Source organism: Duganella guangzhouensis (genome assembly GCF_009674535.1).
GTDB lineage: Bacteria > Pseudomonadota > Gammaproteobacteria > Burkholderiales > Burkholderiaceae_D > Rugamonas > Rugamonas guangzhouensis.
In genome coordinates, this window is sequence record NZ_WKJK01000022.1 from 44,418 (window position 1) to 66,243 (window position 21,826).

A 21,826-nucleotide genomic window follows, 5' to 3' on the forward strand; every position below is an offset into this window, starting at 1 on the left:
TCATATGAGCCAACCTGTCTACGACATTCCAGTACGCCGCATCGACGGCGAAGAGACCAGCATCGGCGCCTATCGCGGCAAAGTGGTGCTGGTGGTGAACGTGGCCTCCGCCTGTGGCCTGACGCCGCAGTATGAAGGTCTGGAAAAGCTGTACGAAGAAAAGCAGGCCGATGGCCTGGTGGTGGCGGGATTCCCGGCCAATGAATTCGGCGCCCAGGAACCGGGCACCAACGAGGAAATCGCTGCTTTCTGCACCAGCAAATTCAGCGTGAAGTTTCCGATGTTTGAAAAGATCGTGGTCAAAGGTCCGAGCCAGCATCCGCTGTACCAGCGCCTGATCGAAGAACAGCCGCAGGCGCAGGAAAAACCGGGCAGCGATTTCCGCGCCAAGCTGGCCGGCTACGGCATCAAGCAGGACAACCCAACCGACGTGCTGTGGAATTTCGAGAAATTCCTGATCAGTAAAGACGGCAAGGTGGTCGGCCGCTTCGCGCCCGACACGACCACCGATGACGCCCTGCTGAAGGACGCCATCGAGCGCGAACTACGCGCCCCCGGCTAAAAACCTGTCAGGGCCGACGTCGAATATCTGCTTGTGAGAGCTCATGCAGAAATAGTACGTCTGCCCGCGATACACCGATGACGGCGCGCTCGCCTTGGCCACGTCCATCTCGCAGACGACGCACAACGGGTGCTGCTCGGTGGACTTGCGGCGCTTTGCGTACACCATGTTGGACTCCGGGTTCAACCACCCCTGCCCTTGATATTCCAACTGGTCCGCCGTATTAAGCGCAACGCTGCGGCCGAAATACCGCTCCACCACCCGCAGCGCGAGATCGATGCCAGACGACAGTCCACCCGCGCTGGCCACCTTGCCCTCTTCTACATAGCGCGCTCCGCGCTTGAGCAAAACGTCCGGATGCGCCATCTGGAATTCCATGTAGGCGCTATGATGCGTGGTTGCGGCTTTGCCGGACAAGAGTCCAGTCCTGGCTAGCAAAAACGCGCCGGTGCAGACCGACATCGTCAGATCCGCAGTCTTTGCCGCCTGCCGGATCCAGGCCAGCATGGCCTCACTCGGTTCGCCCTGCGCGGGAATAACGATCACCTGGGGCTGCGGCGCCGTAGCGAAGGTGCATTCAGGGATGATGGTCAACGCGCCGCCGGCCTTGATCGGCGCCGTGGTCTCGGCCACCGTATAGGAACGGAACACCGGCCCTCCCTGACGTCCTGAAACGCTGACGTTTTCAAACACCTCCCACGGTCCGGCGAAATCAATAACATCCGCGCCATCCGACAGCAAAAAAGCCACAAGGATGCTGCCACCAGCCGGCGCAACAAGCGGTGCTCCCCCTGCCCCGTCTCCACCACTGGCGTGGGCCAGCCCGGGCAGCGCCGCCGTCACCCCCATCGCGCTCGATAAGACAAAAAAATCACGTCGTTTCATTACAAGCTCCAGGATATTTTCAAGGCATCCAGTTTCTCAGCGCGCCGACAACAGCACGAGTCCCCTGGCTGCATGCCGCCGTGAGTTGGCTGCAAAGCGTCGCCGGGCGAGCTGTTTTCCCCTATGATGGCGCCATGACGACACGCACCTATTACCCCACCGGCTCATGGCGATATATGGCGGGCGGCTGGCTGGCCTTCGGCCTGTTCGACGCAATCCAGACCGTGGTCTCCATGCACGCCATGGGCATGCATCACGCCTGGCTCACGCTATTCGTCGTAACCGCCGCCTCATGGGCACCATGGGCTGTGCTTACTCCGCTCATACTCGGCTTGCTGCAACGCTTCCCGCTGCCGACGCGGAATGCCTTGCCGTGGACCGTACATATCGCAGCCTGCCTGGCTGTCGGCGCAGCGTGGGCGACGTGGGCCGCGCTGCTGGAACATGCGACCAATCCGTTTGCCTACGCTGCCGGCAGCGCGCCGTTTGCGCTGCTGTGGAAGGAAAAATTCCTCGGCAATCTGATCACCGACGCCCTGCTGTATGGCGCCATCGCCGCGCTATGCATCACGCTGGACGCCCAACACCGGCTGTGGCATCAACGCGCCGCCAGCGCGCAGTTGGCCGAACTGCTGGCGCAAGCGCAGTTATCCGCACTCAAACTGCAAATCGAACCGCACTTCATCTTCAACTCCCTTAACGCCGTCACCGCTTTGATCCGCGAGAAAAAGGACAACGATGCGATCGCACTGATCGCCGCACTGGGCGACTTGCTACGCCGGGTGACCGACAGCTCCCAGCGCCAGTTCGTCAGCATGGAAGAGGAGATCGATTTTCTGCGCAAATACCTGGAGATCCAGCAGCTGCGCTTCGCTGAAAGGCTGCGCTACCGGATCGACATTCCACCTGCACTGATGCGCGCGCAGGTACCTGACTTCATTGTGCAGGCGCTGGTGGAAAACGCCATCAAACACGGCATCGCTCGCCGCGCCAAAGGAGGTGAGCTGACAGTGACCGCCAGCCGCGATGGTGAAGTACTTACCCTGAGCGTCGCCAATGACGGACCGCCGCTGGCGGCACCTGCACAAGAGCAGGTCGGACTGTCCAATACCCGCCAGCGCCTGCAAGCCTTGTACGGCGACGCCTCGGCACTGCTGCTGCGGAACCACGCCGATAGCGGCGTGCTGGCGACCATCACCCTGCCCTATCGGGAACATTGATGGACAAGTCCAGAACCCCCTTGCGCGCGCTGATCGTCGACGACGAGCCGCTCGCACGCAGCAATGTCGCCGCGCTGCTGGCGCGCGATACCGGCATCACCGTGGTGGGACAATGCGGCTCGGCCGAGGAAGCCATGGCGGCAATCGACGACACCATGCCCGATCTGGTGTTCCTCGATATAGAAATGCCTGAATGCGATGGATTCGAGCTACTGGAACGCATCGGTCCCGCGCCGACATTTGCGATCGTGTTCGTCACCGCACATCATCAATTTGCGCTGCGCGCATTTGAAGTCGGCGCGCTGGACTACCTGCTGAAGCCCTTCGACGACCAGCGCTTCGCCCAGGTTCTGGAACGCGCAAAAGAGCGCCTGCGCAGCGCCGGCGAACAGCGGCGTTTCCTCATCAAGAACGGCAGCGCACTGGAAGTGGTCAAATTCGCGGAAATCGACTGGGTGGAGGCCAGCGACTATTACTCCACCCTGCACGTCGGAGGCCGCACGCATATGCTGCGCCGCAGTCTGACGGACCTGGAGACACTGCTGGCGGCGCACGGCTTCTCGCGCATCCACCGCTCCGCAATCGTCAACCTGGATCGGGTGCGCGCACTGGAAATACGCGCGGACGGCGAATACGAAGTGGTGCTGCACGACGCGCAGCACCTGCGCATGAGCCGCCGCTACCGCAAACCGATTATGGCGTCGCTGAACTGCGAAGCATAGGCCACAGCTTCATGCCCGCCGACGACGCGCCAACGCACCCAACGCCGCCAGGCCGACCACTAGCATGGCGTAGCTTTCCGGCTCAGGCACCGGTGCCATGTTGTAGGTGATGTTGTCGACACCGACGTTGTAGGCGCTATCCTCCCATTCGATGCGGATGCCGCTGGCCGAACTCCAGCTGCCGTTGAACGCAGTCGGCATGCTGGTGCTGCCGTCGCCCACCGGGCCTTTATAGCTGTACAGCAGATTGCCATTCAGGTCCGAAATCGTCAGCGTGGTATTGCGCGTGGTGTTGACCCATGCGCCGAGGTCCAGATGCGTCAGCGTGACCGACTGCCCCGATCCTGGCGTCAGGTCGATACGCGCCAGCGAATTGGCGTCGCTGCCATCCGCCCATAACACGCCGTGCAGATTGTTGTAATCGTCGGCCCACCAGCGCAGCGAGCGGCCGTCGTTGTAGCGCGGCGCGGCGTAGCTGACATCCACCACACCCGCCACATCGCCATAGGATTGCAGGATGTAGGCGCTGTTATTGCAATTGCTGGCCGCGCCCATGCCGCTGGCGTCGCTGGTGCAAATACCGGCGCCGTCAAAATCCAGCACCGCCGCCTGCACCGCCGGCAGCCCGATCGCCATGCTGGCCAGGCCAGCGAAGATTGTTGATTTTATTTTCATTTTTTCTCTCCCGTGAGGTCCAGACAGCCAGCTTAGTATCGGTAACTAGCGAGAGAATAGCCATTTGATAATTCCTGCCGCCGCAGGATTGATAGATAGATTGCAACTATCAGTGCACCCACCCGGCGTGGTATCCTACCGGGTCTAACTTCCCCGACTTATCATGACCATTACCGTCTACGGCATCCCTAACTGCGATACCGTCAAAAAAGCACGCACCTGGCTGGCCGACCAGCAGCAGGATTTTGTTTTTCACGATTTTAAAAAGCAGGGTCTGAGCCGCGACATCGTCGCCGGTTGGCTCAAGCACCTGTCGCGCGATGTGCTGGTGAACCGTAAAGGCACCACCTGGCGCGCCCTGTCCGATGAGCGCAAGGCGTCCATCGTCGACGACGAAGCGGCCATCGCGCTGATGCTGGAGAACCCTTCGGTCATCAAACGCCCGGTGCTGGACAAGAACGGCACCTACGCCGTCGGCTTCTCCGACGCCCAGTACCAACAAATCTTCAACAGCTGATATGACTCCATCCAAAACCCTGGCGCTGACCGAAAAGCTGATCTCCCTGTCATCCGTTACGCCGGACGACAAAGGCTGCCAGCGCCACCTGATCGACCTGCTGGAGCCGTTGGGCTTCAAGTGCGAGACCATCGAATCGAATGGCGTGACCAATCTGTGGGCGCGTCGCGGCACCGAATCGCCGGTGATGGTATTCGCCGGCCATACCGACGTGGTGCCGACCGGCCCGGTCGAACAATGGCGCTCGCAGCCCTTCACCCCGACCCATCGCGACGGCAAGCTGTATGGCCGTGGCGCGGCCGACATGAAAACCTCGATCGCCGCCTTCGTGGTGGCCTGCGAGGAGTTCATCGCCAAGCACGCCGACCACAAAGGTTCGATCGCCTTCCTGATCACCAGCGATGAAGAAGGCCCGGCCACCGACGGCACCGTCATCGTCTGCAATCTGCTGAAAGAGCGTGGCGAAACGCTGGACTACTGCATCGTCGGCGAGCCAACCTCGGACGAAACCCTGGGCGACATGATCAAGAACGGCCGCCGTGGTTCGCTGTCCGGCAAGCTGACCATCAAGGGCGTGCAAGGCCACATCGCCTATCCGCAACTGGCCAAGAACCCGATCCACCTGGGCGCGCCGGCACTGGCCGAACTGGCGGCCGAGGTCTGGGACCACGGTAACGAGTACTACCTGCCGACGTCGTGGCAGATGTCGAATATCCACGCCGGCACCGGCGCCAACAACGTGATTCCGGGCGAGATGGTAGTCGACTTCAACTTCCGCTTCTCCACCGCCAGCACGCACGAGGATCTGAAACGCCGCGTGCACGCCATCCTGGACAAGCACAATCTGCACTACGACATCAAGTGGGCGCTGAGCGGCCTGCCGTTCCTGACCCCGCGCGGCACCTTGAGCGATGCGCTGTCTTCGGCCATCAAGACGGAAACCGGCGTCGAGACCGAACTGTCGACCACCGGCGGCACCTCGGACGGCCGCTTTATCGCGCAGATCTGCCCGCAGGTGATAGAATTCGGCCCCCCGAACGCCAGCATTCACAAGATCGACGAGCATATCGAACTGCGTTTCGTCGATCCGTTGAAGAACATCTATCGCCGTACGCTGGAAAACCTGTTGACCTGAAAAGCCATGACCACGACTCCATTCACCACGCCGCGCGACCTGTTGCGCTACGCCGTCACCCGCTTCAACACCGCCCAGCTGTTCTTCGGCCACGGCAGCGCGGAAGCGTTTGACGAAGCAGCCTATCTGATCCTGCACACGCTCAAGCTGCCGCTGGACCGGCTGGACCCGTTCCTGGACGCCAAGCTGCTGCCGGAAGAAGTGGCGTCGGTGATGGCGGTGCTGGATCGCCGCGTCAACGAACGCGTGCCGGCGGCCTACATCACCAACGAGGCGTGGCTGGGTACCTACAAGTTCTACGTCGACGAACGCACCATCGTGCCGCGCTCCTTCATCGCCGAGCTGATTCCCGAGTACTTCGCGCCGTGGGTCAACGAGCCTGAAAATGTGTCCAACATTCTGGAACTGTGCACCGGGTCCGGCTGCCTGGCCATCATGATGGCGGATGCCTTCCCGGATGCCGCCGTCGATGCGGTCGACATCTCGGCCGACGCGCTGGAAGTCGCCAAGCGCAACGTCGCCACCTACGAGCTGGAAGACCGTCTGACGCTGATCCAGTCCGACCTGTACGCCAATGTGCCGGCCAAGAAGTATGACCTGATCATCACCAATCCACCGTACGTCAACAGCGGCTCGATGAGCAAGCTGCCGATGGAATACCGCGCCGAACCTGAACTGGCGCTGGATGGCGGCAAGGATGGCATGGACATCGTGCGCCGCATCGTCGCCGGTGCCGCCGAGCGCCTGACCGACGACGGCATCCTGATCGTCGAAATCGGTAACGAAAAAGAGTTTGCTGAAGCCGCGTTTGGTGAACTGGGCCTGACCTGGCTCACCACCAGCAATGGCGATGACATGGTCTTCCTGCTGACGGCCGACCAACTGAAAATCTAAAATGATCCGCTTCAATCAAGTTAGTTTAATGCGCGGCGTGAAGCCGCTGCTGGAACAAGTCGACGTTACCCTCAACCCCGGCGACAAAATCGGTCTGATCGGCGCCAATGGCGCCGGCAAATCCAGCCTGTTCGCGATGATGCGCGGCGAGCTGCATCCGGACCAGGGCGATATCGACTTCCCCGCCAAATGGCGCGTCGCTTACGTGGCGCAGGAAACCCCGCCACTGGATCGCGCGGCGCTCGATTACGCCATCGACGGCGACGTCAACCTGCGCAAGCTGGAAACCGAACTGGCGCGCCTGGAGTCCGAGCCGGAATCGACCGAGAACGGCATCGCCATCGGTGAAGTCTACAGCGCACTGGCCGACGCCGACGCTTACACCGTGCAGTCGCGCGGCGAACAGCTGCTGCTGGGCCTCGGCTTCTCGCTGGACCAGATGCAGCAGCCGGTGGCCAGCTTCTCCGGCGGCTGGCGCATGCGCCTGAATCTGGCGCAGGCGCTGATGTGCCCTTCCGATCTGCTGCTGCTTGACGAACCAACCAATCACCTGGACCTGGACGCCATCATCTGGCTGGAAGACTGGCTCAAACGCTACGCCGGCACGCTGCTGATCATCTCCCACGACCGCGACTTCCTCGACGAAATCGTCAACGTCGTGGTGCACATCGACGAGCGCAAGCTGAAACGCTACTCGGGCAACTACTCGGCCTTCGAACGTCAACGCGCGGCGCAGATGATCCTGGCCGCCGGCGCGCTGGAAAAGCAGCAGCGCAAGCGCGCCCACCTGGAGTCGTTCGTCAACCGCTTCAAAGCGCAAGCCTCCAAGGCCCGCCAGGCGCAGAGCCGCATGAAGGCGCTGGCCAAGATGGAAGAACTGGCGCCGTTGCGCGCCGCCGCCGAATTCTCGTTCGAGTTCCGCGAGCCGCTGAGCGCACCGAACCCGCTGCTGGTGATGGAAGATGTCGACGCCGGCTACAAGATCGAAAACCAGAACACCGGCGAGATCACGCACAAGACCATCGTCAACAACATCAACTTCTCGCTGCAGATCGGCCAGCGTATCGGCCTGCTGGGCGTGAACGGCGCCGGCAAATCGACGCTGATCAAGACCATCGCCGGCGACATTGCGCCGCTGACCGGCGAATCGACCACCGGCAAGGGCCTGAACATCGGCTACTTCGCCCAGCACCAGGTGGAGATGCTGCGCCACGACGAATCGCCGCTGTGGCACCTGGCGAAGATCGCACCGACCGTGCGCGAGCAAGAGCTGCGCAACTTCCTGGGCGGCTTCAACTTCCCCGGTACCATGGTCACCAGCTCGATCGCGCCGTTCTCCGGCGGCGAGAAAGCGCGCCTGGCATTGGCCCTGATCGTGTGGCAGCGCCCCAACCTGCTGCTGCTCGATGAGCCGACCAATCACCTGGATCTGGAAACCCGCGAGGCGCTGACCGAGGCGCTGGCGCAGTTTGAGGGCACGCTGGTGGTGGTCTCTCACGATCGTCACCTGCTGCGCGCCACCACCGACCAGTTCATCATCGTCGCTGACGGCAAGCTGCAGCCGTTCGACGGCGACCTGGATGACTACAAGGACTGGCTGTTCCAGACCAAGCTGGGTAAAGGCACCGACGTGCTGCCGGCGGCGGGCAAGGACAACAAGACCGATTTCCCGGTGCAGTCGCCGGTGGCGCCAGCCAAGGCCGATCCGGCCGCCGTGGCGGTCAACAGCAAGGAACAGAAGCGCAAGGACGCGGAAGAACGCCAGCGCCTGTCCGCGCTGCGCAAGCCGATCGAGCAGAAGATCAAGCGTCTGGATGAGCAGATCGCCAAGCGCACCGCGCAGAAGGCGGATGTGGATGCCAAGCTGGGTGAGGAATCCATCTACGACGCCGCCAACAAGGCCAAGTTGAAGCAGCTGCTGGCGGATCAGACCTTCTTCACCAAGGACTTGGGTGAACTGGAAGAGCAGTGGCTGGCGTTGAATGAGCAGTTGGAGGCGTTAGCCTAAGCAGCCTGGCGGGCGCCGAATTGCACTTTGCGGATGGACATCAGCTTATCGATGTCCACCACGATTAAACGGCGCCCGTCCACTTCCACCAGGCCGGTGAGGTAATCCACCGCCGCCGCGCCGGCAATCGGCTGGATCTGTTCCGGCTTCAGCGCGACGATATCCGTCACGCCATCCACCACCATTCCCATCACGCAGCTGGACAGCTTGAGGATGATCACGTCCGTCAGCGGATCGTGCTGCGGCGGCCGTGGGCCGAAGGCGATGCGCATGTCGACGATCGGCATGATGACACCGCGCGACACCACCACGCCGCTGATGATCTCCCCGTCCGACGAAAAGCGCTCCAGCGCCTGCAAGGGCCGCAGCTCCTGCACCTTGTTGAATTCCAGCGCGTAATCGAGTCCGCCCAGCCGGAAGACCAGATACTGGCGCGCCTCTGCATCCTGCGTGTTCGGGGTAGACATGATGATCCTTTCGTTCGGAGAACAGCAAGTGCCATCCTAACCGCGTGCCTTGCGGCAAGCGTTGAGCAACATCAATGTCTTCGGAAGCGTGGGCGTGTTTGCTACAATCGGCGCATGAACATCGATCCCGACCAGGTAGCTTTCATCGCCATCCGCGCCCAGGGCCCGGGAGGTCAGAACGTCAACAAGGTATCCAACGCGGTGCACGCACGCTTCGACATCGGCGCCTCGTCGCTGCCAGAGCATATCAAGGAGCGCCTGCTGGCACTGCACGACAACCGCATCACGCGCGAAGGCGTGGTGGTGCTGAAGGCGCAGCAGTCGCGCAGCCTGGAAGCCAACAAGGAAGACGCGTTGCGCCGCCTGCAGGAACTGGTGGACAGCGTGGCCGTGCTGCCGCCGACCCGCCGCCCGACCAAGCCGACGCGCAGTTCGCAGCGTCGCCGGCTTGACGGCAAGGCCAAGGACAGCGCCCGCAAACAGCTGCGCGGCAAAGTCACCATCTAGTGGCGTGCTTGCACCCTGACCAGCATGAACAACAAAACGCAGGCCAGCGAGGCCGCGCCGAGGTTGTAGCCCATCCCCGCCACAAAGGCCGAAACATAGCGCGCGGCTGGCGCGGCCCATCCATCGACAGCGGCCAGCTGCGCGCCAAACAGCATGCCAACCACCGCCACACCGAGTGCCGCACCGACCTGCTGCACGGTCGAGATCAGGCCCGACGCCATGCCGGCCTGCGCTTCGTCCACCACGCCCAGCACCAGATTCAATAGAGGTGTCATGACGCTCCCTTGGCCGGCGCCGACCACGATCAGCAGCGGTATCAGCGCCGCCGGCGCCAGCGTCGCCCCCGCCGCCCGCACCTGGGCGATCAGCAGTCCGATCGCGATGGCGTAAATCAGCGCGCCGCCAAGTATCGCGCGAACGCCCCAGCGCGCGACCATGCGCGGCGCCAGCAGCGAGGCCGCGATAAACCCGCCGCTACAGGGCGCGAAAATACTGCCCGCCACAAATGGATCAAGCCCCAGGCCGGATTGCACCAGCAGCGCGAAACACAGGAAGAAGGAACTGGAGGTGGAATAGACCAGCAGCACCAGCAGCGCCCCCAGCGCGAAGCGGCGCTGCGCCAGCAGGCGCATATCCACCAGCGGCAGCAAACCTGCGGCGCGCCGCCGTTCCTGCTGGTGATAAAAAGCCGCCAGCAGCACGATGGCCACGGCCAGCATCCACAGGCTCCAGCCTGGCCAGCCTTGTGCCGGCCCTTCGATCAGCGGCACCAACAGCAGCGCCAGTCCGGTGCTGACCAGTGCCACACCAGGCCAATCCAATGTCGGCCGCTGGCGCGCGCGCGTTTCAGGAATCGCGCGCGCCGTCGCGATCGCGATCAGGCTGATGGGCACGTTGATCAGGAAAATGCTGCGCCAGCCCAGCCCAAACAGATCGGCATGCACCAGCCACCCGCCCAGTACCTGGCCTGCGATGGCGGCCAGACCCAGCGTCATCCCCAACCAGCCGAAGGCACGGCGACTGTCGTCGCCGTTGAAATTGACGCGAATCGACGCGTACACCTGCGGGAACAGCAGCGCCGCCGCCAGCCCTTGCAACACCCTGGCGACGATCAGGAACACGGTATCGGGAGCCAACCCGCACAAGGCCGAGGCGACCAGGAAGCCTGCCATGCCCACGACGAACAGTCGGCGGCGGCCGAAGCGATCGCCCAGGCGGCCGCCGGTAATCAGCAGCGCGCCAAAGGCCAGTTCGTAAGCCGCCACGATAAAGCCGATCTGCGCCAGATCAGCCCCCAGGCCTGCCTGCATGCTGGGGATGGCCACATTGACCACAAACAGATCGAATATCGTAACAAAGCCGGCCAGCAGCAGCACGGCCAGTCCGCGCCAGGGCGGAGGCGATGCGAGCGCAAAAGGAGGTAGGGTCATCGGGCGGGTCCGGGATAAAACGCATGATTATCAAGCCGCTTTTAAACCGTTACAATTTAACTGTTTATACTATTACTGAAAGCAATCGCCAATGATGCGAACCCTGGAACGAAACCGCCACGATCTGGCCGCGTTTTTGCGCGCGCGCCGTGAACGCCTGTCGCCGAGCGAAGTTGGACTGCCCAGCGGCGCGCGGCGGCGCACGCCCGGACTGCGCAGGGAAGAAGTGGCGGCGCTGGCGGGCGTCGGGCTAACCTGGTACACCTGGCTTGAACAGGGCCGCGAGATCGGCGTGTCGGCGGCGTTCCTGGACAACCTGGCCCGCGTGCTGAAACTCGATGCCGCCGAGCGCCGTCACCTGTTCCTGCTGGCGCATCAGCGGCCACCGGTGGAACCCGGCAAAACCTGGTGCGTGCTGCCGCCGCTGGTGCGTCGCCTGATGCACGATCTGGCGCCGCACGCGGCCTATGTGCTGAACCTGCGCTGGGACGTATTGGGCTTCAACGCCACCGCCGACCAACTGTTCGGCTTCGGCGGCCATGCGCCCGGTCAGCGCAATTTGTTGTGGCTCTTGTTCACCGACCCACTGCTGCGGGAGCGGCTGGTTGGCTGGGAGCGACAAGCGCAGCAGATGCTGTCCAGCTTCCGCCGCGACTACGTGCGAGCCGCCCAGGAAGCCGATATCCACCAACTGGTGGAGCAACTGACGCGCGCCTCCCCCGAGTTCAAAGCCTGGTGGCGCCAACATGAAATGAGCGCGCCCTGCGCCGGCCATCGACCATTGCTGATTGACGGCAGCGTCGAGGAATATGAGCACACTACCCTGACCGTTGACGAGGACCGCCACCTGCGGCTGGCGATCTATGCGAAGGCGGAGATCAACTGATGCGCGCCCAGCGCCACCAGCGCGCTGAAGAAGCAGCGACGGAACACTTCCGGGCGCATGCGGTCACGCAGCCACTGCCCCAGCCGCATGCCGGCGATGGCCGGGATCAGCGCCAGCAAGGAAGCCCCGGCCGCCGTGGCGTGCCATTCGCCGCGCACCGCCAGCATGGTGGCCAGCGCCAGCGTGCCGACCGTGAAAGCCATGCCCAGCGCCTGGATCAGCTCATCCTTGCTCAGGTTGAGCGCTTGCAGATACGGCGCGACCGGCATCACAAACACGCCGGTCATGCCGGCCACCAGGCCGGTGGTGGCGCCGGCCAACGGTCCAGCCCATGCCTGGTGGCGCGGCGCGACCCGCATACGCCAGCCAGTGAGCCCCAGCACGCCGTAGCCCAGCAGCGCCAGCCCGAGCACCGCGCCGGCCCACCAGGCGGCGCCCAGCAAGGCGGCAAACGCGGTACCGGCGCACACCGCCAGCAACAGCCACTTGAAGCGCTGCCACAGCGGATACAGCGCGCTGCCGGACGCCAGCTGCCATACATTCGTGACAGACGAAGGCACAATCAGTAGCGCGGCGGCTTCCAGCGGCGGCATGCGCAGCGTCAGCAGAGCCACCGCGACGGTCGGCAGGCCCATGCCGGTAACGCCCTTCACCAGGCCGGCCAGTATAAAAACAACGGCAATAAACAAGATATCCATGGGAGCCATTGTGACGTGCGGCGCGCGGCCTGAAAATCTGGAATATACTGAGTCAGACTTCGGATTATCCATAGGCTATGCGCTTCGACCTGACCGACCTGAAACTGTTCATCCACATCGCGGAAAGCGGCAGCATCACCGCCGGCGCCGAACGCGCGCACCTGGCGCTGCCCTCGGCCAGCGCCCGCATCCGTGGCATGGAGGAAGCCCTGAACGTGCCGCTATTGCAGCGCGGCCGGCGTGGCGCCGAGCCCACCGAAGCCGGCCGCACGCTGCTGCAGCACGCCCGCAGCATCACCCGGCAGGTTGAAACCATGCACGCCGAGCTGGCGCAATTCGCCAGTGGCCTCAAAGGCCAGGTGCGGCTGCTGTGCAACACCTCCGCCATCACCGAATTCCTGCCCGATGCGCTGGCCGCCTTCCTCACCAGCCATCCGCAGCTGAACATCAATCTGGAAGAAGGCATGAGCCGCGAAATCGTGCAGGTGATCGCCGACGGCGCCGCCGACATTGGCATCATCTCGGACGCGGTCGACCACACGGCATTGCAAACCTTCCCCTTCCGCGACGACCCGCTGGTGCTGGTGATGGCGCGCAGCCATCCGCTGGCGCATCAGTTGAAGCAGCGCCGCCATATCGCCTTCGCGGAAGCACTGGATCCCGACTTCATTGGCCTGAATGGCGACAGCGCCTTCCAGCAAAACGCCAACGAACAGGCGGCGCGGCTGGGGCGGCGCATTCATACCAAGATCCGTCTACTGAGCTTTGAAGCGATCTGCCGCATGACCGCCAGCGGCGCCGGCGTGGCACTGCTGCCGGAAGCGGCGGCGCGCCGCAGCGCCGAGCAACTGCGCATCGTCAAACTCAGCGACGAATGGGCCGACCGCAAGCTGCTGATCTGTGTACGCGACGCCGATGCGCTGCCGGTCTATGCGAGGGAATTGGTGGCGGCGCTGCGCCGCGATCACTCTTCTTCGTAAGGCGTCCAGCCGATTGGCCCCACCGGGCCGGAATGCAGCACCTTCATGCCCGGCACGGCGGTGCGCACCTTGGCCTTGACGTCCTTCGGCGCACGGTCATACGGCGGTGGCTCGCCCGGCGTGAAAGTCATGGTCCGCAGCAGCACGTCGCCGGTCAGCAGTTCCACCACACAGCGTGAACCGCGTACCAGCGCCTGCTTCTGCCGCTGCACCTGATTGACCTCTTCCTGCGCCTGTTGCTGCTGCACCTGCGCCGCCTTCACCGCCAGCGAAATCTTGGCCACCCGCCGCAGCGACGGTCCCACCGCTTCCGCCATCTTCTCGAACAGCGGCAATTGCTCCGGTGTCAGCACCACCTCGCGCTTGCGCACGCGGTTGGCCAGCGTCAGGTAGTTGCGCACCTCGGTCTGACCGGTGATGGCGTCCATCTCGGCTCTGCGCACATCGGCCTCGCGCGCCGCCGAGGCCACGCGCGGCTGCAGATCCGCGATTTTCTTGTCGAACTTGGAGGTATCCGGCACCAGCGCGTACAACAGCATCTCGGTTTGCTTGCGCGGCCCGGCATGCACAATCTCGATCTTGCGGGCGGCAATCGCGCAGCCCTCGGCCACTTTAATCACCACCTCGTCGGCCATGATCTCGCAGTTGGAGGCTTCACCGATCACCACCCGCGAACCGGAGATGATGCAGCTCTCAGCCCGCGTCAGCATGATCTCGCCGCGCTTGGTCTGCAGCACCGCACCCGATGCCACGCCCTTCACGCGGATGCCGCCGTCGGCGTTGGTGGCCGTACCGCCCATCAGGTTCTTGCTCAATACGATGTCGCCACCACGCGAAACAATATTCCCGAACACGTTGCCATGGATGGTGATATTGCCGCCTTCGACCGAACGCTGTTCCTGCACATCGCCAAACTCTTCGTACTCGCCGGTCAGCTGCAGATTGCCGGTGGTGCGCGCGCTCACGCCTTCGCGGCTGATGATCTTGGGCCCGATCGACAGGCGCCGCGAGCCGGGATCGACGCTCAAAAAACCCTCCACCGCCGACAACAGGAACTCGCCACCGCGCAGATGTTCGATCACCGTGCCCTCGCCGGCCACGCTGCTCAACTCCAGATCCTTGGGCACCGGCGGCTCCAGCACCAGGCCCGATAACTCAAAGCCGCGCACACCCGGCGCGCTCGGCACCTTGCGCAGTAGTTTGACGTGCGGCTTCACTTGCGGGAAGCGGTTCTGGAAAGTCTGCAGATCCAGCCGGCCGTCGCCCATCTCCTTGGGCGCATTGCTGCGGTGGATATCCTGCGACACTTCGACGATAGAAGCATCCTTGCCCGGCGTCGCATTGAGCCGGCGCGCCACCGTGATGCGTGCCAGCCGGCCGGTGGCTATCACATCGCGCACCGCCGGCGCATCGATACCGAAGCGTATCCCCTTGACCCACATGTCGGACACGAATTCATCGAAATTCAGCCGCGCCGGTTGCGGCGGCAGGTCCGGCACCTCAAAGAACACCGGCTCGAAATAGTATTCGGCCTCGCCGTTGATGATCTTCACGGTCTTGTACAAGGCCCGCCGCGCCGCATGAAACGGCTGGATGCTGTCGGCGAAGCGCAGCAGCGGTTGATCGCGCAAGCGCTCCGGCAAGTCCGGGCCGACGTTGTACAGCATCTTGCTATAGACCGCGTAATCGAGGCCGGCGAAATAGGCGCTACTGAGGAAGATCTGGCTCACCGCCGTCAGACAAGTCACCGCGGTCGCATCGGCCAGGAAGTAGATGCCGTCCGGCCGCCTGACCAGCCCTGCCGGCAACTCGCCTTCCGCAGTTTGTTCCAGCGCCTTGGCGTCGTCTGACACAGTGTGATCCCCAGGAAGATGTACGTCGGGCGGACGACGCCCTTCACTTTTTGATGTTAGCCCAAGATTAGCATGTTACACAGGGCTTGCGCCAGCCGGTCAAGGGGATGCCGGCCGTTGCAACGGATTCAGATGCCAGTCCAGCGAGCCCGCGCTGTCGGCAAACAGCAACTCGCCACCGCTCGGCGTGCCGCGCAGCCGCTGCTTCAGGTCCTTGGGCGGCAGTTGGCGCAGCGCCGCGGTATCGGCCGCAAACGGCATGGTGCGCACCACCGTCTCGCCGCTGGTCATGTGCAGGCCGCAGCGGGCCACGCCGGCCGCTTCCAGCTTCTGCTGAATCACGCGTCCCAGCCTGTCGCTCAGTAGATTGTGCTGGGTCTGACCGACTTGCAGATCGGTCTTGTGCTTCTGGATCGCTTTCACCTCCTCCGCCACCGCGCCGGCGATCTTGCGCAGATGCGTGCCCTGCTCCGGCGTCAGCATCAATTCCTGGGTGCGCAGCTTGGCCGCCAGCGCCAGATAGCGACGCACGTCCGGCAGCGCCGAGATGCGGTCGATCTCCTGCTGGCTGGCCAGATTGGACTGGGCGAAGGCCGCAATCCGCATTTCCAGATCCGCGATCTCCTGATCGAAGCGGGTCACATCCTTGACCAGCACATGGATAATCATCTCGGTGCGGCGGCGCGGGCCGGCGCTTTCCACTTCCACGTTGCGGCCGGCGATGGCGCAACCCTCGGCCAGTTCGATAAACACCTCGTCCGCGATGATCTCGCAGTTGGAGGCTTCCTCGATCTTCACGCTGGTGCCGGAGATGATGCAGTTCTCGGCGCGCTTCATGGTCACCGCGCCATTGGCCGCATAAATCACCGAATTGGAGGCCACGCCGGCGATGGCGATGCTGCCGCTGGCGTTATGCACGCTGCCGCTGACCAGGTTCTTGTCCAGCACCACCGTGCCGCCGCGCGAGTTGATATTGCCGTACACATGGCCGTGTACCGTGATGTCGCTGCCGGTGACATCGCGCTGTTCCTGCACGTCGCCGTATTCCTCGTAGGCGCCGGCCAGCTGCAGGTTGCCGGTGGTGCGGCCGCTCACGCCCTCCAGGCTGATGATCTTGTCGGTGATGGAGATGCGCCTGGATTTCGAATCCACACTGAGAAAGCCCTCGCGCGTCGACACCAGATATTCGCCGTCGGCCTGCGTCTGCGCCTCGGTGCCCTCGCCGGCGTAGAAGCGCAGCGTCAGATCCTTGGGCGGTTCCGGCTCGGTCTTGCGGCCCGCCATATCGAAGCCCGGCAGGCCAGGCACCGACGGGATCTTCTTCAGCAGCCGCATATTGGCCTGAATCTGCGGGAAGCGGTTCTGGAAGCTTTGCAGGTCGATGCGGCCATCGGCGCGCGCCTTGGGCGCATTGCTGCGATGCAGATCCTGCGACACCTCGACCACGGTGGCGTCCTGCCCCGGCGCCGGCTCCAGGTCGGAGGCGAAGGTGATGCGATCGGCCTTGATGGCGACCATCGCGGTTTTCACCGCCGCCACGTCGATGCCGAAGCGTATGCCCTTGTTCCACATGTCGGCGATGAATTCGTCGATATCCAGCTGCACCGGGCGTTCCGGAATCACGGTACCGTCGGGCAGCGTCATCTCTTCCGTGTACAGCTGCTGGAAGTAATACTCGGCGTACGACAGACTCATTTTGGGATTTTTATACAGCGCCAGCCGGCTGCCCTCGAACAGCCGCAGTTCGTCGGCCAGGCGCAACGCCTGTAGCGCGCCGGTGTCGGGACCGACGCCGTACAATGCCTTGATGAGCGCGGGATAATCCAGGCCGGCCAGGTACCAGCCGGATTGATAGACATGCGTGACCGCCGCCACCAGCGCCGGTTTATTCATGCCCAGATCGATATAAATTCCGTCCGCTCGCTTTACCAAACCAAGAGGCAAGCCGGGGCCGGGAGCTTCTGACTCCGAGCCGGCGGCTAGCGCTGCGGATGCAACGTCTTGAACCACGGTCTTCCTCCAAACGGCACGCGTGGGCCGGAAGGCATTGCGTGTAATTAATTAATCTTACACGCTGACCATGCAAAAGATAGGAGGACTGCCACTAAAAGCACAAAGACTGTGAGGATATTGATACAGATCAATAATAATTAAACATCAACAGTGCAGTTTAATTATCTTTTATTGATGTGGAATTAACGGCGCGGCGGCAGCGCGTACAGGTCTTGCCCCACCTCGTTGATCTGGCGGCGCAGATCACGGCGCTCGTCCGGCGTCATGCGGTTCATGCGACGGTTGATTTCGGCGTTGTGGTTGGCTTCCTGCAGTTGGCGACGCTGTTCTTCGGTGCGCGCTTCGTAGCGCTCCAGCGAACGCGCATCGCTGCTGCGCTGGTCGGACGAACTGCTGCGCGAGGCACTGCCCTGTTGCTGTTGCGGCGGTGGATCGCGGCGTTGCGGGCCGCCGCCATCCGGACCTTCGGCACGCACAATACCGGCACCCAGCGAACCCAAAATCAGCGCGAAGACCACCGCCGATCGAACGCAAAAAGATGCGCTAGCTGCCGCGAATTTTTTTTTGTGATCGATGAACATGGTGTTCCTAAAGAGCTGAATCTATGCCCGCAGTGTATGATGCTTTGACTGAGGGGGTAAGGCTAATTGGGTAAAGTTTGTAACACTTTGTAATGGGTTATCTGTCCTCGTTTTCGCAGGACGAATATGACGTTACCATAGCAACATGAATAAGACAAATCTGGCAGCCAAATGACTAGCACAACGACTGAATCCGGCAACAACAACGCCAACTCGCAAGGCCACGCAGCGAAGATCATGGTGGTGGACGACGACGTGCGTCTGCGCGATCTGCTGCGCCGCTATCTGACCGAGCAAGGCTTCAACGTCTTCACCGCCGAAAGCGCGACCGCCATGAACAAGCTATGGCTGCGCGAACGCTACGACCTGCTGGTGCTGGACCTGATGCTGCCTGGCGAAGATGGCCTGTCGATCTGCCGCCGCCTGCGCGGCGCCGGCGACCAGACCCCGATCATCATGCTGACCGCCAAAGGTGAAGACGTGGACCGCATCGTCGGCCTGGAAATGGGCGCTGACGACTACCTGCCGAAACCCTTCAACCCGCGCGAACTGGTGGCCCGCATCGGCGCCGTGCTGCGTCGCCGCGGCCCGGACGAAATCCCCGGCGCGCCGTCGGAAACCCCGCAGACCTTCGAGTTCGGCCAGTTCGTGCTGGACCTGGGCACCCGCACGCTGAAGAAAAACGGCGAGACCGTGCCGCTGACCACCGGCGAATTCTCGGTGCTGAAAGTGTTTGCCCGCCACGCGCGCCAACCGCTGTCGCGCGAGAAGCTGATGGAACTGGCGCGCGGCCGCGAGTACGAAGTATTCGACCGCAGCCTGGACGTGCAGATCTCGCGCCTGCGCAAGCTGATCGAGCCCGATCCATCCAGCCCGCTGTACATCCAGACCGTGTGGGGTCTGGGCTATGTGTTCATTCCGGAGGGCCAGCCGCGATAACCCGCGCATGCCTATGAAGTCGCTGTTCTCCCTGCGTTTGGCCAGCCTGAAAAGCGGCTTATTCTGGCGCACCTTCTTCCTGCTTGGCGCGCTCACCACCACCAGCATGACGGCCTGGGTCGGCATGATCAGCGTGGTGCAGCACGAGCCGATGGTGCAGCAGATCTCGGCCCAGGTGATCTCGGTGGTCACCATCACCCACGCCGCCCTCACCCACTCCGCGCCCGAACTGCGGCGCGAGCTGCTGTTTGAGCTGGTGTCCAACGAAGGCATTCGCGTGTTTCCGCTGGAGGACGACGACAAAGTCGAGCCGCCGGCCGACAACGCGCTGATGCCGGACATCGAAAAGCTGGTCAAGGCCAAACTGGGCGCCGACACGCGTTTTTCGTCCAAGGTCAATGGCGTGGCCGGCTTCTGGGTCAGCTTCAACATCGACGATGACCAGTACTGGCTGATGCTGGAGCGCGAACGCATACGCGGCCTGACCGGCATACAGTGGCTGGGCTGGGCCAGCGTGGTGTCGGTGGTGTCCTTGCTGGGCGCGGCCTTCATCTCCAGCCTGATCAACCTGCCGCTGCGCCGCCTGACCCAGGCCACGCGCGACTTCGCCCAGGGCAAGCGCCCGGCGCCGCTGCCGGAAAAAGGCCCGCTCGAAATCATGGAGGCCAACCGCAGCTTCAACCAGATGGTCGACGATTTGCAGCAGGTTGAATCCGACCGCGCCGTGATCCTGGCCGGCATCTCGCACGACCTGCGCACGCCGCTGGCACGCATGCAGCTGGAGGTCGAGATGGCCCACCTGTCCGACGAAGCGCGCGACGGCATCCAGTCCGACATCAGCCAGATGGACGACATCATCGGCCAGTTCCTCGACTACGCCAAACCAACCGAGGCGTCCAGCTTCACCAACGTCCACCTCAGCGAACTACTGAGCGACACCGCGCACGAAGCGGCGCGGCTGCCGGACGTGCGCATCGCCACCGACATCGCGCCAGGCGTACATGCGATGGGCAATCCCACCGACATCAAGCGCGTCATCAACAACCTGATTGAAAACGCCCGCCGCTATGGCAAAACGCCGGGGCAGGACTACACCGAGATCGACATCAAATGCAGCGTCAAGAGCGCCCGCGTGACGATCGAAGTGCAGGACCATGGCGTCGGCGTGCCGGCGGAACAGATCGAGCAACTGCTCAAGCCCTTCACCCGGCTGGACGCGGCGCGCGGCCAGGCCAATGGCGCCGGGCTGGGACTGGCCATCGTCGAGCGCGTGATCCAGCGCCACAACGCCGAACTGCAGGTGCGCAACCGCGACGGCGGCGGGCTGCTGATCCAGATCGTGATGAAGGCATTGTGATGCGGCGCGCCCTGCTCCCGGCCGCGCTGGCGGCCATGGCGTGGAGTGCGTATGCCGCGCCATTGGCCAAGTCCAAGGCGCCGCAGCCGCCGCAGCCGCCGCAAACGCGCGAGCCGAGCGCGGAAGAACGCAGCTCGTTTGACGACTACTATCGCCAGCAGGTGCCGGCCAACGTCAGCGGCGGCGCCTCGCTGTTTGCGCCGGCGTTCGACATCCAGCGCCGGCGCGGCCAGCCGTGGCAAGTGATCGCCCGCGTCGACTCCTCGCCGCGCCACTTCACGCCCGACCTGTGCCGGCAAATCCGCACCAGCTACATCTACGACGCCAAAGCACCCAAGGGCCAGCGCTGGATCTCGTCCGCCGCCGCGCCAGAATGGTATGTGTGGCTGGCCACGCCCAACGTCATCTGCACCGCCGCCCAATACACCACCCGGATGGACCCGGCGGTGAATCCGGCCGACGTCACCGCCCTGCTGCGCCAGCACCGCGAACTGCTGGCGCGGGCGCGGCTACTGTTTGCCGGGAACTCATCCTGTGCGCGCCAGCGCGCGCTGACGTTCCGCTTCAGCGCCATCGAACCGGCGGCGCCGGCCAACGGCGCGCCGGCCATGGTTGGCATGGTATTCGAGAGCGACCGCGACACCCGCGTCAAAGTCGCGGTGCGCAAACACCGTGGCGAATACGTCGCGTGGAACGTCAACTGTGCGCAGGACTCTGCTGATTGATCGGATGCTCCGGCGCCTCCAGCAGCTTGGTCAACAATAGCTCGGTCGAACCGTAGCCATACAGCGAATCCGTCTCCAGTCCCTCGGTCTCGTAGGGTACGGACTCCTCGCGCTCGGAGCGGCTGGGATCCGCATCCGAATAAGTAACGCGCCAGGCACGCTTGAGCGCATCGGCGCGGCGCAGGAACTGCGGCACCGGCCACATCGCCGGCTGCCAGACCTCGATCTGACCCAGCACAGGCCAATGGCCGCTGGCCAGCGCCATATCGCCACAGCGCAACGCCTTGACCGCATCGTGCGGCTGCAAAGTATTCAACTCCTCCACCGACGGAAAGCGCGGCAATTTGGGGCCGAACAGATAGGCCAGCATAATCTTACTGCCCGGCGACAAGCGCGCCACCAAACCCCAACCGTAGCCGCCGTCCAGCAATGGCACGGCAAACCAGCTCCCCTCTTGATACGACTGCTTCATTCCAACCCTTTCAAAAGCGCCCGACGGCGCAAGTCGGAAGTGTAGCGACGCCACGCAAAACACGTCGCACAACTCCGGGGTCAGGTCCATCATTTCTACACGAGCCCAGCTGTAGCCGTACGGCTACAGCTGGGCTCGTGTAGAAATGATGGACCTGACCCCGGAGTTATCTGTGTTACACTGGCGGCTCGCTAGGGGTCCTGGAACGTTGTTTCCGGGTGAGAGATACCCTTCGTACCTGATCTGGATAATGCCAGCGAAGGAAAGCGCAAAAGTCGGTCTCCCCTCCTTTATGGCTCT

General features: G+C 63.2%; 22 protein-coding genes and 1 riboswitch. Of the genes, 13 read left to right on the plus strand and 9 right to left on the minus strand.

Annotated features, from left to right (window positions below):
- Nucleotides 1-4: 4 nt before the first annotated feature.
- Entirely contained in the window at nt 5-562 is a 558-nt protein-coding gene (locus GJ699_RS29175) for a glutathione peroxidase (protein ID WP_154382945.1), read from the plus strand.
- Here the strand turns inward: GJ699_RS29175 and GJ699_RS29180 are convergent.
- Complete coding sequence (locus tag GJ699_RS29180) at nt 545-1,447, minus strand: DJ-1/PfpI family protein (RefSeq protein ID WP_154382946.1); 903 nt, start codon at nt 1,445-1,447, stop codon at nt 545-547. The genes GJ699_RS29175 and GJ699_RS29180 overlap by 18 nt on opposite strands.
- Before the next feature lie 134 nt (nt 1,448-1,581).
- On the opposite strand from GJ699_RS29180, the gene GJ699_RS29185 reads away from it, so the two are divergent.
- A complete protein-coding gene (locus GJ699_RS29185; RefSeq protein ID WP_154382947.1) occupies nt 1,582-2,667 on the plus strand; it encodes a sensor histidine kinase in 1,086 nt (361 codons plus the stop codon).
- Nucleotides 2,667-3,389, plus strand: a complete 723-nt coding sequence (locus GJ699_RS29190) for a LytR/AlgR family response regulator transcription factor (RefSeq protein WP_154382948.1) — start codon at nt 2,667-2,669, stop codon at nt 3,387-3,389. Before GJ699_RS29185 ends, GJ699_RS29190 begins: the two co-directional genes overlap by 1 nt.
- A 9-nt stretch (nt 3,390-3,398) precedes the next feature.
- On the opposite strand, the gene GJ699_RS29195 is transcribed toward GJ699_RS29190, so the two are convergent.
- A complete protein-coding gene (locus GJ699_RS29195) occupies nt 3,399-4,064 on the minus strand; it encodes a PEP-CTERM sorting domain-containing protein (RefSeq protein ID WP_154382949.1) in 666 nt (221 codons plus the stop codon).
- A 163-nt stretch (nt 4,065-4,227) separates the two neighbouring features.
- Between GJ699_RS29195 and GJ699_RS29200 the strand changes: the two genes are divergently transcribed.
- The 4 genes from GJ699_RS29200 to GJ699_RS29215 are packed head-to-tail and all read left to right on the plus strand — an operon-like array spanning nt 4,228 to nt 8,618.
- Nucleotides 4,228-4,581 carry an ArsC family reductase gene (locus GJ699_RS29200; RefSeq protein WP_154382950.1) on the plus strand — a complete coding sequence of 118 codons (354 nt, stop codon included), beginning with the start codon at nt 4,228-4,230 and terminating at the stop codon, nt 4,579-4,581.
- A 1-nt stretch (nt 4,582) separates the two neighbouring features.
- Nucleotides 4,583-5,716: a succinyl-diaminopimelate desuccinylase gene (dapE, locus tag GJ699_RS29205; RefSeq protein WP_154382951.1), complete on the plus strand. Its 1,134-nt coding sequence runs from the start codon at nt 4,583-4,585 to the stop codon at nt 5,714-5,716.
- A 6-nt stretch (nt 5,717-5,722) separates the two neighbouring features.
- Nucleotides 5,723-6,610, plus strand: coding sequence for a 50S ribosomal protein L3 N(5)-glutamine methyltransferase (gene prmB, locus GJ699_RS29210; RefSeq protein WP_154382952.1), 888 nt, complete (start codon nt 5,723-5,725; stop codon nt 6,608-6,610).
- A gap of 28 nt (nt 6,611-6,638) precedes the next feature.
- The gene (locus GJ699_RS29215; RefSeq protein WP_229262354.1) at nt 6,639-8,618 is read left to right on the plus strand and encodes an ATP-binding cassette domain-containing protein; all 1,980 of its coding nucleotides are present in this window, start codon (nt 6,639-6,641) and stop codon (nt 8,616-8,618) included.
- On the opposite strand, the gene GJ699_RS29220 is transcribed toward GJ699_RS29215, so the two are convergent.
- The gene (locus GJ699_RS29220; RefSeq protein ID WP_154382954.1) at nt 8,615-9,085 is read right to left on the minus strand and encodes a chemotaxis protein CheW; all 471 of its coding nucleotides are present in this window, start codon (nt 9,083-9,085) and stop codon (nt 8,615-8,617) included. The two genes, GJ699_RS29215 and GJ699_RS29220, sit on opposite strands and share 4 nt — an antisense overlap.
- A gap of 114 nt (nt 9,086-9,199) precedes the next feature.
- Between GJ699_RS29220 and arfB the strand changes: the two genes are divergently transcribed.
- Nucleotides 9,200-9,592, plus strand: coding sequence for an alternative ribosome rescue aminoacyl-tRNA hydrolase ArfB (gene arfB / locus GJ699_RS29225; protein WP_154382955.1), 393 nt, complete (start codon nt 9,200-9,202; stop codon nt 9,590-9,592).
- Here the strand turns inward: arfB and GJ699_RS29230 are convergent.
- Complete coding sequence (locus GJ699_RS29230) at nt 9,589-11,022, minus strand: MFS transporter (RefSeq protein WP_154382956.1); 1,434 nt, start codon at nt 11,020-11,022, stop codon at nt 9,589-9,591. The genes arfB and GJ699_RS29230 overlap by 4 nt on opposite strands.
- Nucleotides 11,023-11,113: 91 nt before the next feature.
- Here GJ699_RS29230 and GJ699_RS29235 point away from each other — a divergent pair, with 91 nt between their 5' ends.
- Nucleotides 11,114-11,908: a helix-turn-helix transcriptional regulator gene (locus tag GJ699_RS29235; RefSeq protein ID WP_443093243.1), complete on the plus strand. Its 795-nt coding sequence runs from the start codon at nt 11,114-11,116 to the stop codon at nt 11,906-11,908.
- Here GJ699_RS29235 and GJ699_RS29240 read toward each other — a convergent pair.
- A complete protein-coding gene (locus GJ699_RS29240) occupies nt 11,884-12,615 on the minus strand; it encodes a sulfite exporter TauE/SafE family protein (protein WP_154382957.1) in 732 nt (243 codons plus the stop codon). The two genes, GJ699_RS29235 and GJ699_RS29240, sit on opposite strands and share 25 nt — an antisense overlap.
- 68 nt (nt 12,616-12,683) lie before the next feature.
- Here GJ699_RS29240 and GJ699_RS29245 point away from each other — a divergent pair, with 68 nt between their 5' ends.
- Complete coding sequence (locus GJ699_RS29245) at nt 12,684-13,586, plus strand: LysR family transcriptional regulator (RefSeq protein WP_154382958.1); 903 nt, start codon at nt 12,684-12,686, stop codon at nt 13,584-13,586.
- On the opposite strand, the gene GJ699_RS29250 is transcribed toward GJ699_RS29245, so the two are convergent.
- From GJ699_RS29250 to GJ699_RS29260, 3 genes are all read right to left on the minus strand, one after another.
- Nucleotides 13,571-15,439, minus strand: coding sequence for a flagellar assembly protein A (locus GJ699_RS29250; RefSeq protein ID WP_371867707.1), 1,869 nt, complete (start codon nt 15,437-15,439; stop codon nt 13,571-13,573). The two genes, GJ699_RS29245 and GJ699_RS29250, sit on opposite strands and share 16 nt — an antisense overlap.
- Nucleotides 15,440-15,538: 99 nt before the next feature.
- On the minus strand, nt 15,539-17,332 hold the full coding sequence (locus GJ699_RS29255) for a flagellar assembly protein A (RefSeq protein ID WP_229262355.1): 1,794 nt from the start codon (nt 17,330-17,332) through the stop codon (nt 15,539-15,541).
- 302 nt (nt 17,333-17,634) lie between these two features.
- Complete coding sequence (locus GJ699_RS29260; RefSeq protein WP_154382960.1) at nt 17,635-18,033, minus strand: hypothetical protein; 399 nt, start codon at nt 18,031-18,033, stop codon at nt 17,635-17,637.
- Nucleotides 18,034-18,204: 171 nt separating this feature from the next.
- Here GJ699_RS29260 and ompR point away from each other — a divergent pair, with 171 nt between their 5' ends.
- Genes ompR through GJ699_RS29275 form a run of 3 tightly spaced genes read left to right on the plus strand, consistent with a single transcriptional unit; the run spans nt 18,205 to nt 21,054 of the window.
- Nucleotides 18,205-18,972: an osmolarity response regulator transcription factor OmpR gene (gene ompR, locus GJ699_RS29265; RefSeq protein WP_154382961.1), complete on the plus strand. Its 768-nt coding sequence runs from the start codon at nt 18,205-18,207 to the stop codon at nt 18,970-18,972.
- Between the two features lie 7 nt (nt 18,973-18,979).
- Nucleotides 18,980-20,329, plus strand: a complete 1,350-nt coding sequence (locus GJ699_RS29270; RefSeq protein WP_371867708.1) for an ATP-binding protein — start codon at nt 18,980-18,982, stop codon at nt 20,327-20,329.
- Complete coding sequence (locus GJ699_RS29275; protein ID WP_195763677.1) at nt 20,329-21,054, plus strand: hypothetical protein; 726 nt, start codon at nt 20,329-20,331, stop codon at nt 21,052-21,054. The genes GJ699_RS29270 and GJ699_RS29275 overlap by 1 nt, the downstream gene beginning before the upstream one ends.
- On the opposite strand, the gene GJ699_RS29280 is transcribed toward GJ699_RS29275, so the two are convergent.
- Nucleotides 21,026-21,526, minus strand: coding sequence for an Imm26 family immunity protein (locus GJ699_RS29280; protein ID WP_154382962.1), 501 nt, complete (start codon nt 21,524-21,526; stop codon nt 21,026-21,028). The two genes, GJ699_RS29275 and GJ699_RS29280, sit on opposite strands and share 29 nt — an antisense overlap.
- 183 nt (nt 21,527-21,709) lie before the next feature.
- Nucleotides 21,710-21,808: riboswitch (TPP riboswitch) on the plus strand.
- Nucleotides 21,809-21,826: the final 18 nt, after the last annotated feature.

Bases quoted from the DNA above. Each gene is read 5' to 3' on its own strand.
- GJ699_RS29175 (WP_154382945.1), top strand. From the start codon at position 5: ATGAGCCAACCTGTCTACGACATTCCAGTACGCCGCATCGACGGCGAA.
- GJ699_RS29180 (WP_154382946.1), bottom strand. From the start codon at position 1,447: ATGAAACGACGTGATTTTTTTGTCTTATCGAGCGCGATGGGGGTGACG.
- GJ699_RS29185 (WP_154382947.1), top strand. From the start codon at position 1,582: ATGACGACACGCACCTATTACCCCACCGGCTCATGGCGATATATGGCG.
- GJ699_RS29190 (WP_154382948.1), top strand. From the start codon at position 2,667: ATGGACAAGTCCAGAACCCCCTTGCGCGCGCTGATCGTCGACGACGAG.
- GJ699_RS29195 (WP_154382949.1), bottom strand. From the start codon at position 4,064: ATGAAAATAAAATCAACAATCTTCGCTGGCCTGGCCAGCATGGCGATC.
- GJ699_RS29200 (WP_154382950.1), top strand. From the start codon at position 4,228: ATGACCATTACCGTCTACGGCATCCCTAACTGCGATACCGTCAAAAAA.
- dapE (WP_154382951.1), top strand. From the start codon at position 4,583: ATGACTCCATCCAAAACCCTGGCGCTGACCGAAAAGCTGATCTCCCTG.
- prmB (WP_154382952.1), top strand. From the start codon at position 5,723: ATGACCACGACTCCATTCACCACGCCGCGCGACCTGTTGCGCTACGCC.
- GJ699_RS29215 (WP_229262354.1), top strand. From the start codon at position 6,639: ATGCGCGGCGTGAAGCCGCTGCTGGAACAAGTCGACGTTACCCTCAAC.
- GJ699_RS29220 (WP_154382954.1), bottom strand. From the start codon at position 9,085: ATGTCTACCCCGAACACGCAGGATGCAGAGGCGCGCCAGTATCTGGTC.
- arfB (WP_154382955.1), top strand. From the start codon at position 9,200: ATGAACATCGATCCCGACCAGGTAGCTTTCATCGCCATCCGCGCCCAG.
- GJ699_RS29230 (WP_154382956.1), bottom strand. From the start codon at position 11,022: ATGACCCTACCTCCTTTTGCGCTCGCATCGCCTCCGCCCTGGCGCGGA.
- GJ699_RS29235 (WP_443093243.1), top strand. From the start codon at position 11,114: ATGATGCGAACCCTGGAACGAAACCGCCACGATCTGGCCGCGTTTTTG.
- GJ699_RS29240 (WP_154382957.1), bottom strand. From the start codon at position 12,615: ATGGCTCCCATGGATATCTTGTTTATTGCCGTTGTTTTTATACTGGCC.
- GJ699_RS29245 (WP_154382958.1), top strand. From the start codon at position 12,684: ATGCGCTTCGACCTGACCGACCTGAAACTGTTCATCCACATCGCGGAA.
- GJ699_RS29255 (WP_229262355.1), bottom strand. From the start codon at position 17,332: ATGAATAAACCGGCGCTGGTGGCGGCGGTCACGCATGTCTATCAATCC.
- GJ699_RS29260 (WP_154382960.1), bottom strand. From the start codon at position 18,033: ATGTTCATCGATCACAAAAAAAAATTCGCGGCAGCTAGCGCATCTTTT.
- ompR (WP_154382961.1), top strand. From the start codon at position 18,205: ATGACTAGCACAACGACTGAATCCGGCAACAACAACGCCAACTCGCAA.
- GJ699_RS29270 (WP_371867708.1), top strand. From the start codon at position 18,980: ATGCCTATGAAGTCGCTGTTCTCCCTGCGTTTGGCCAGCCTGAAAAGC.
- GJ699_RS29275 (WP_195763677.1), top strand. From the start codon at position 20,329: ATGCGGCGCGCCCTGCTCCCGGCCGCGCTGGCGGCCATGGCGTGGAGT.
- GJ699_RS29280 (WP_154382962.1), bottom strand. From the start codon at position 21,526: ATGAAGCAGTCGTATCAAGAGGGGAGCTGGTTTGCCGTGCCATTGCTG.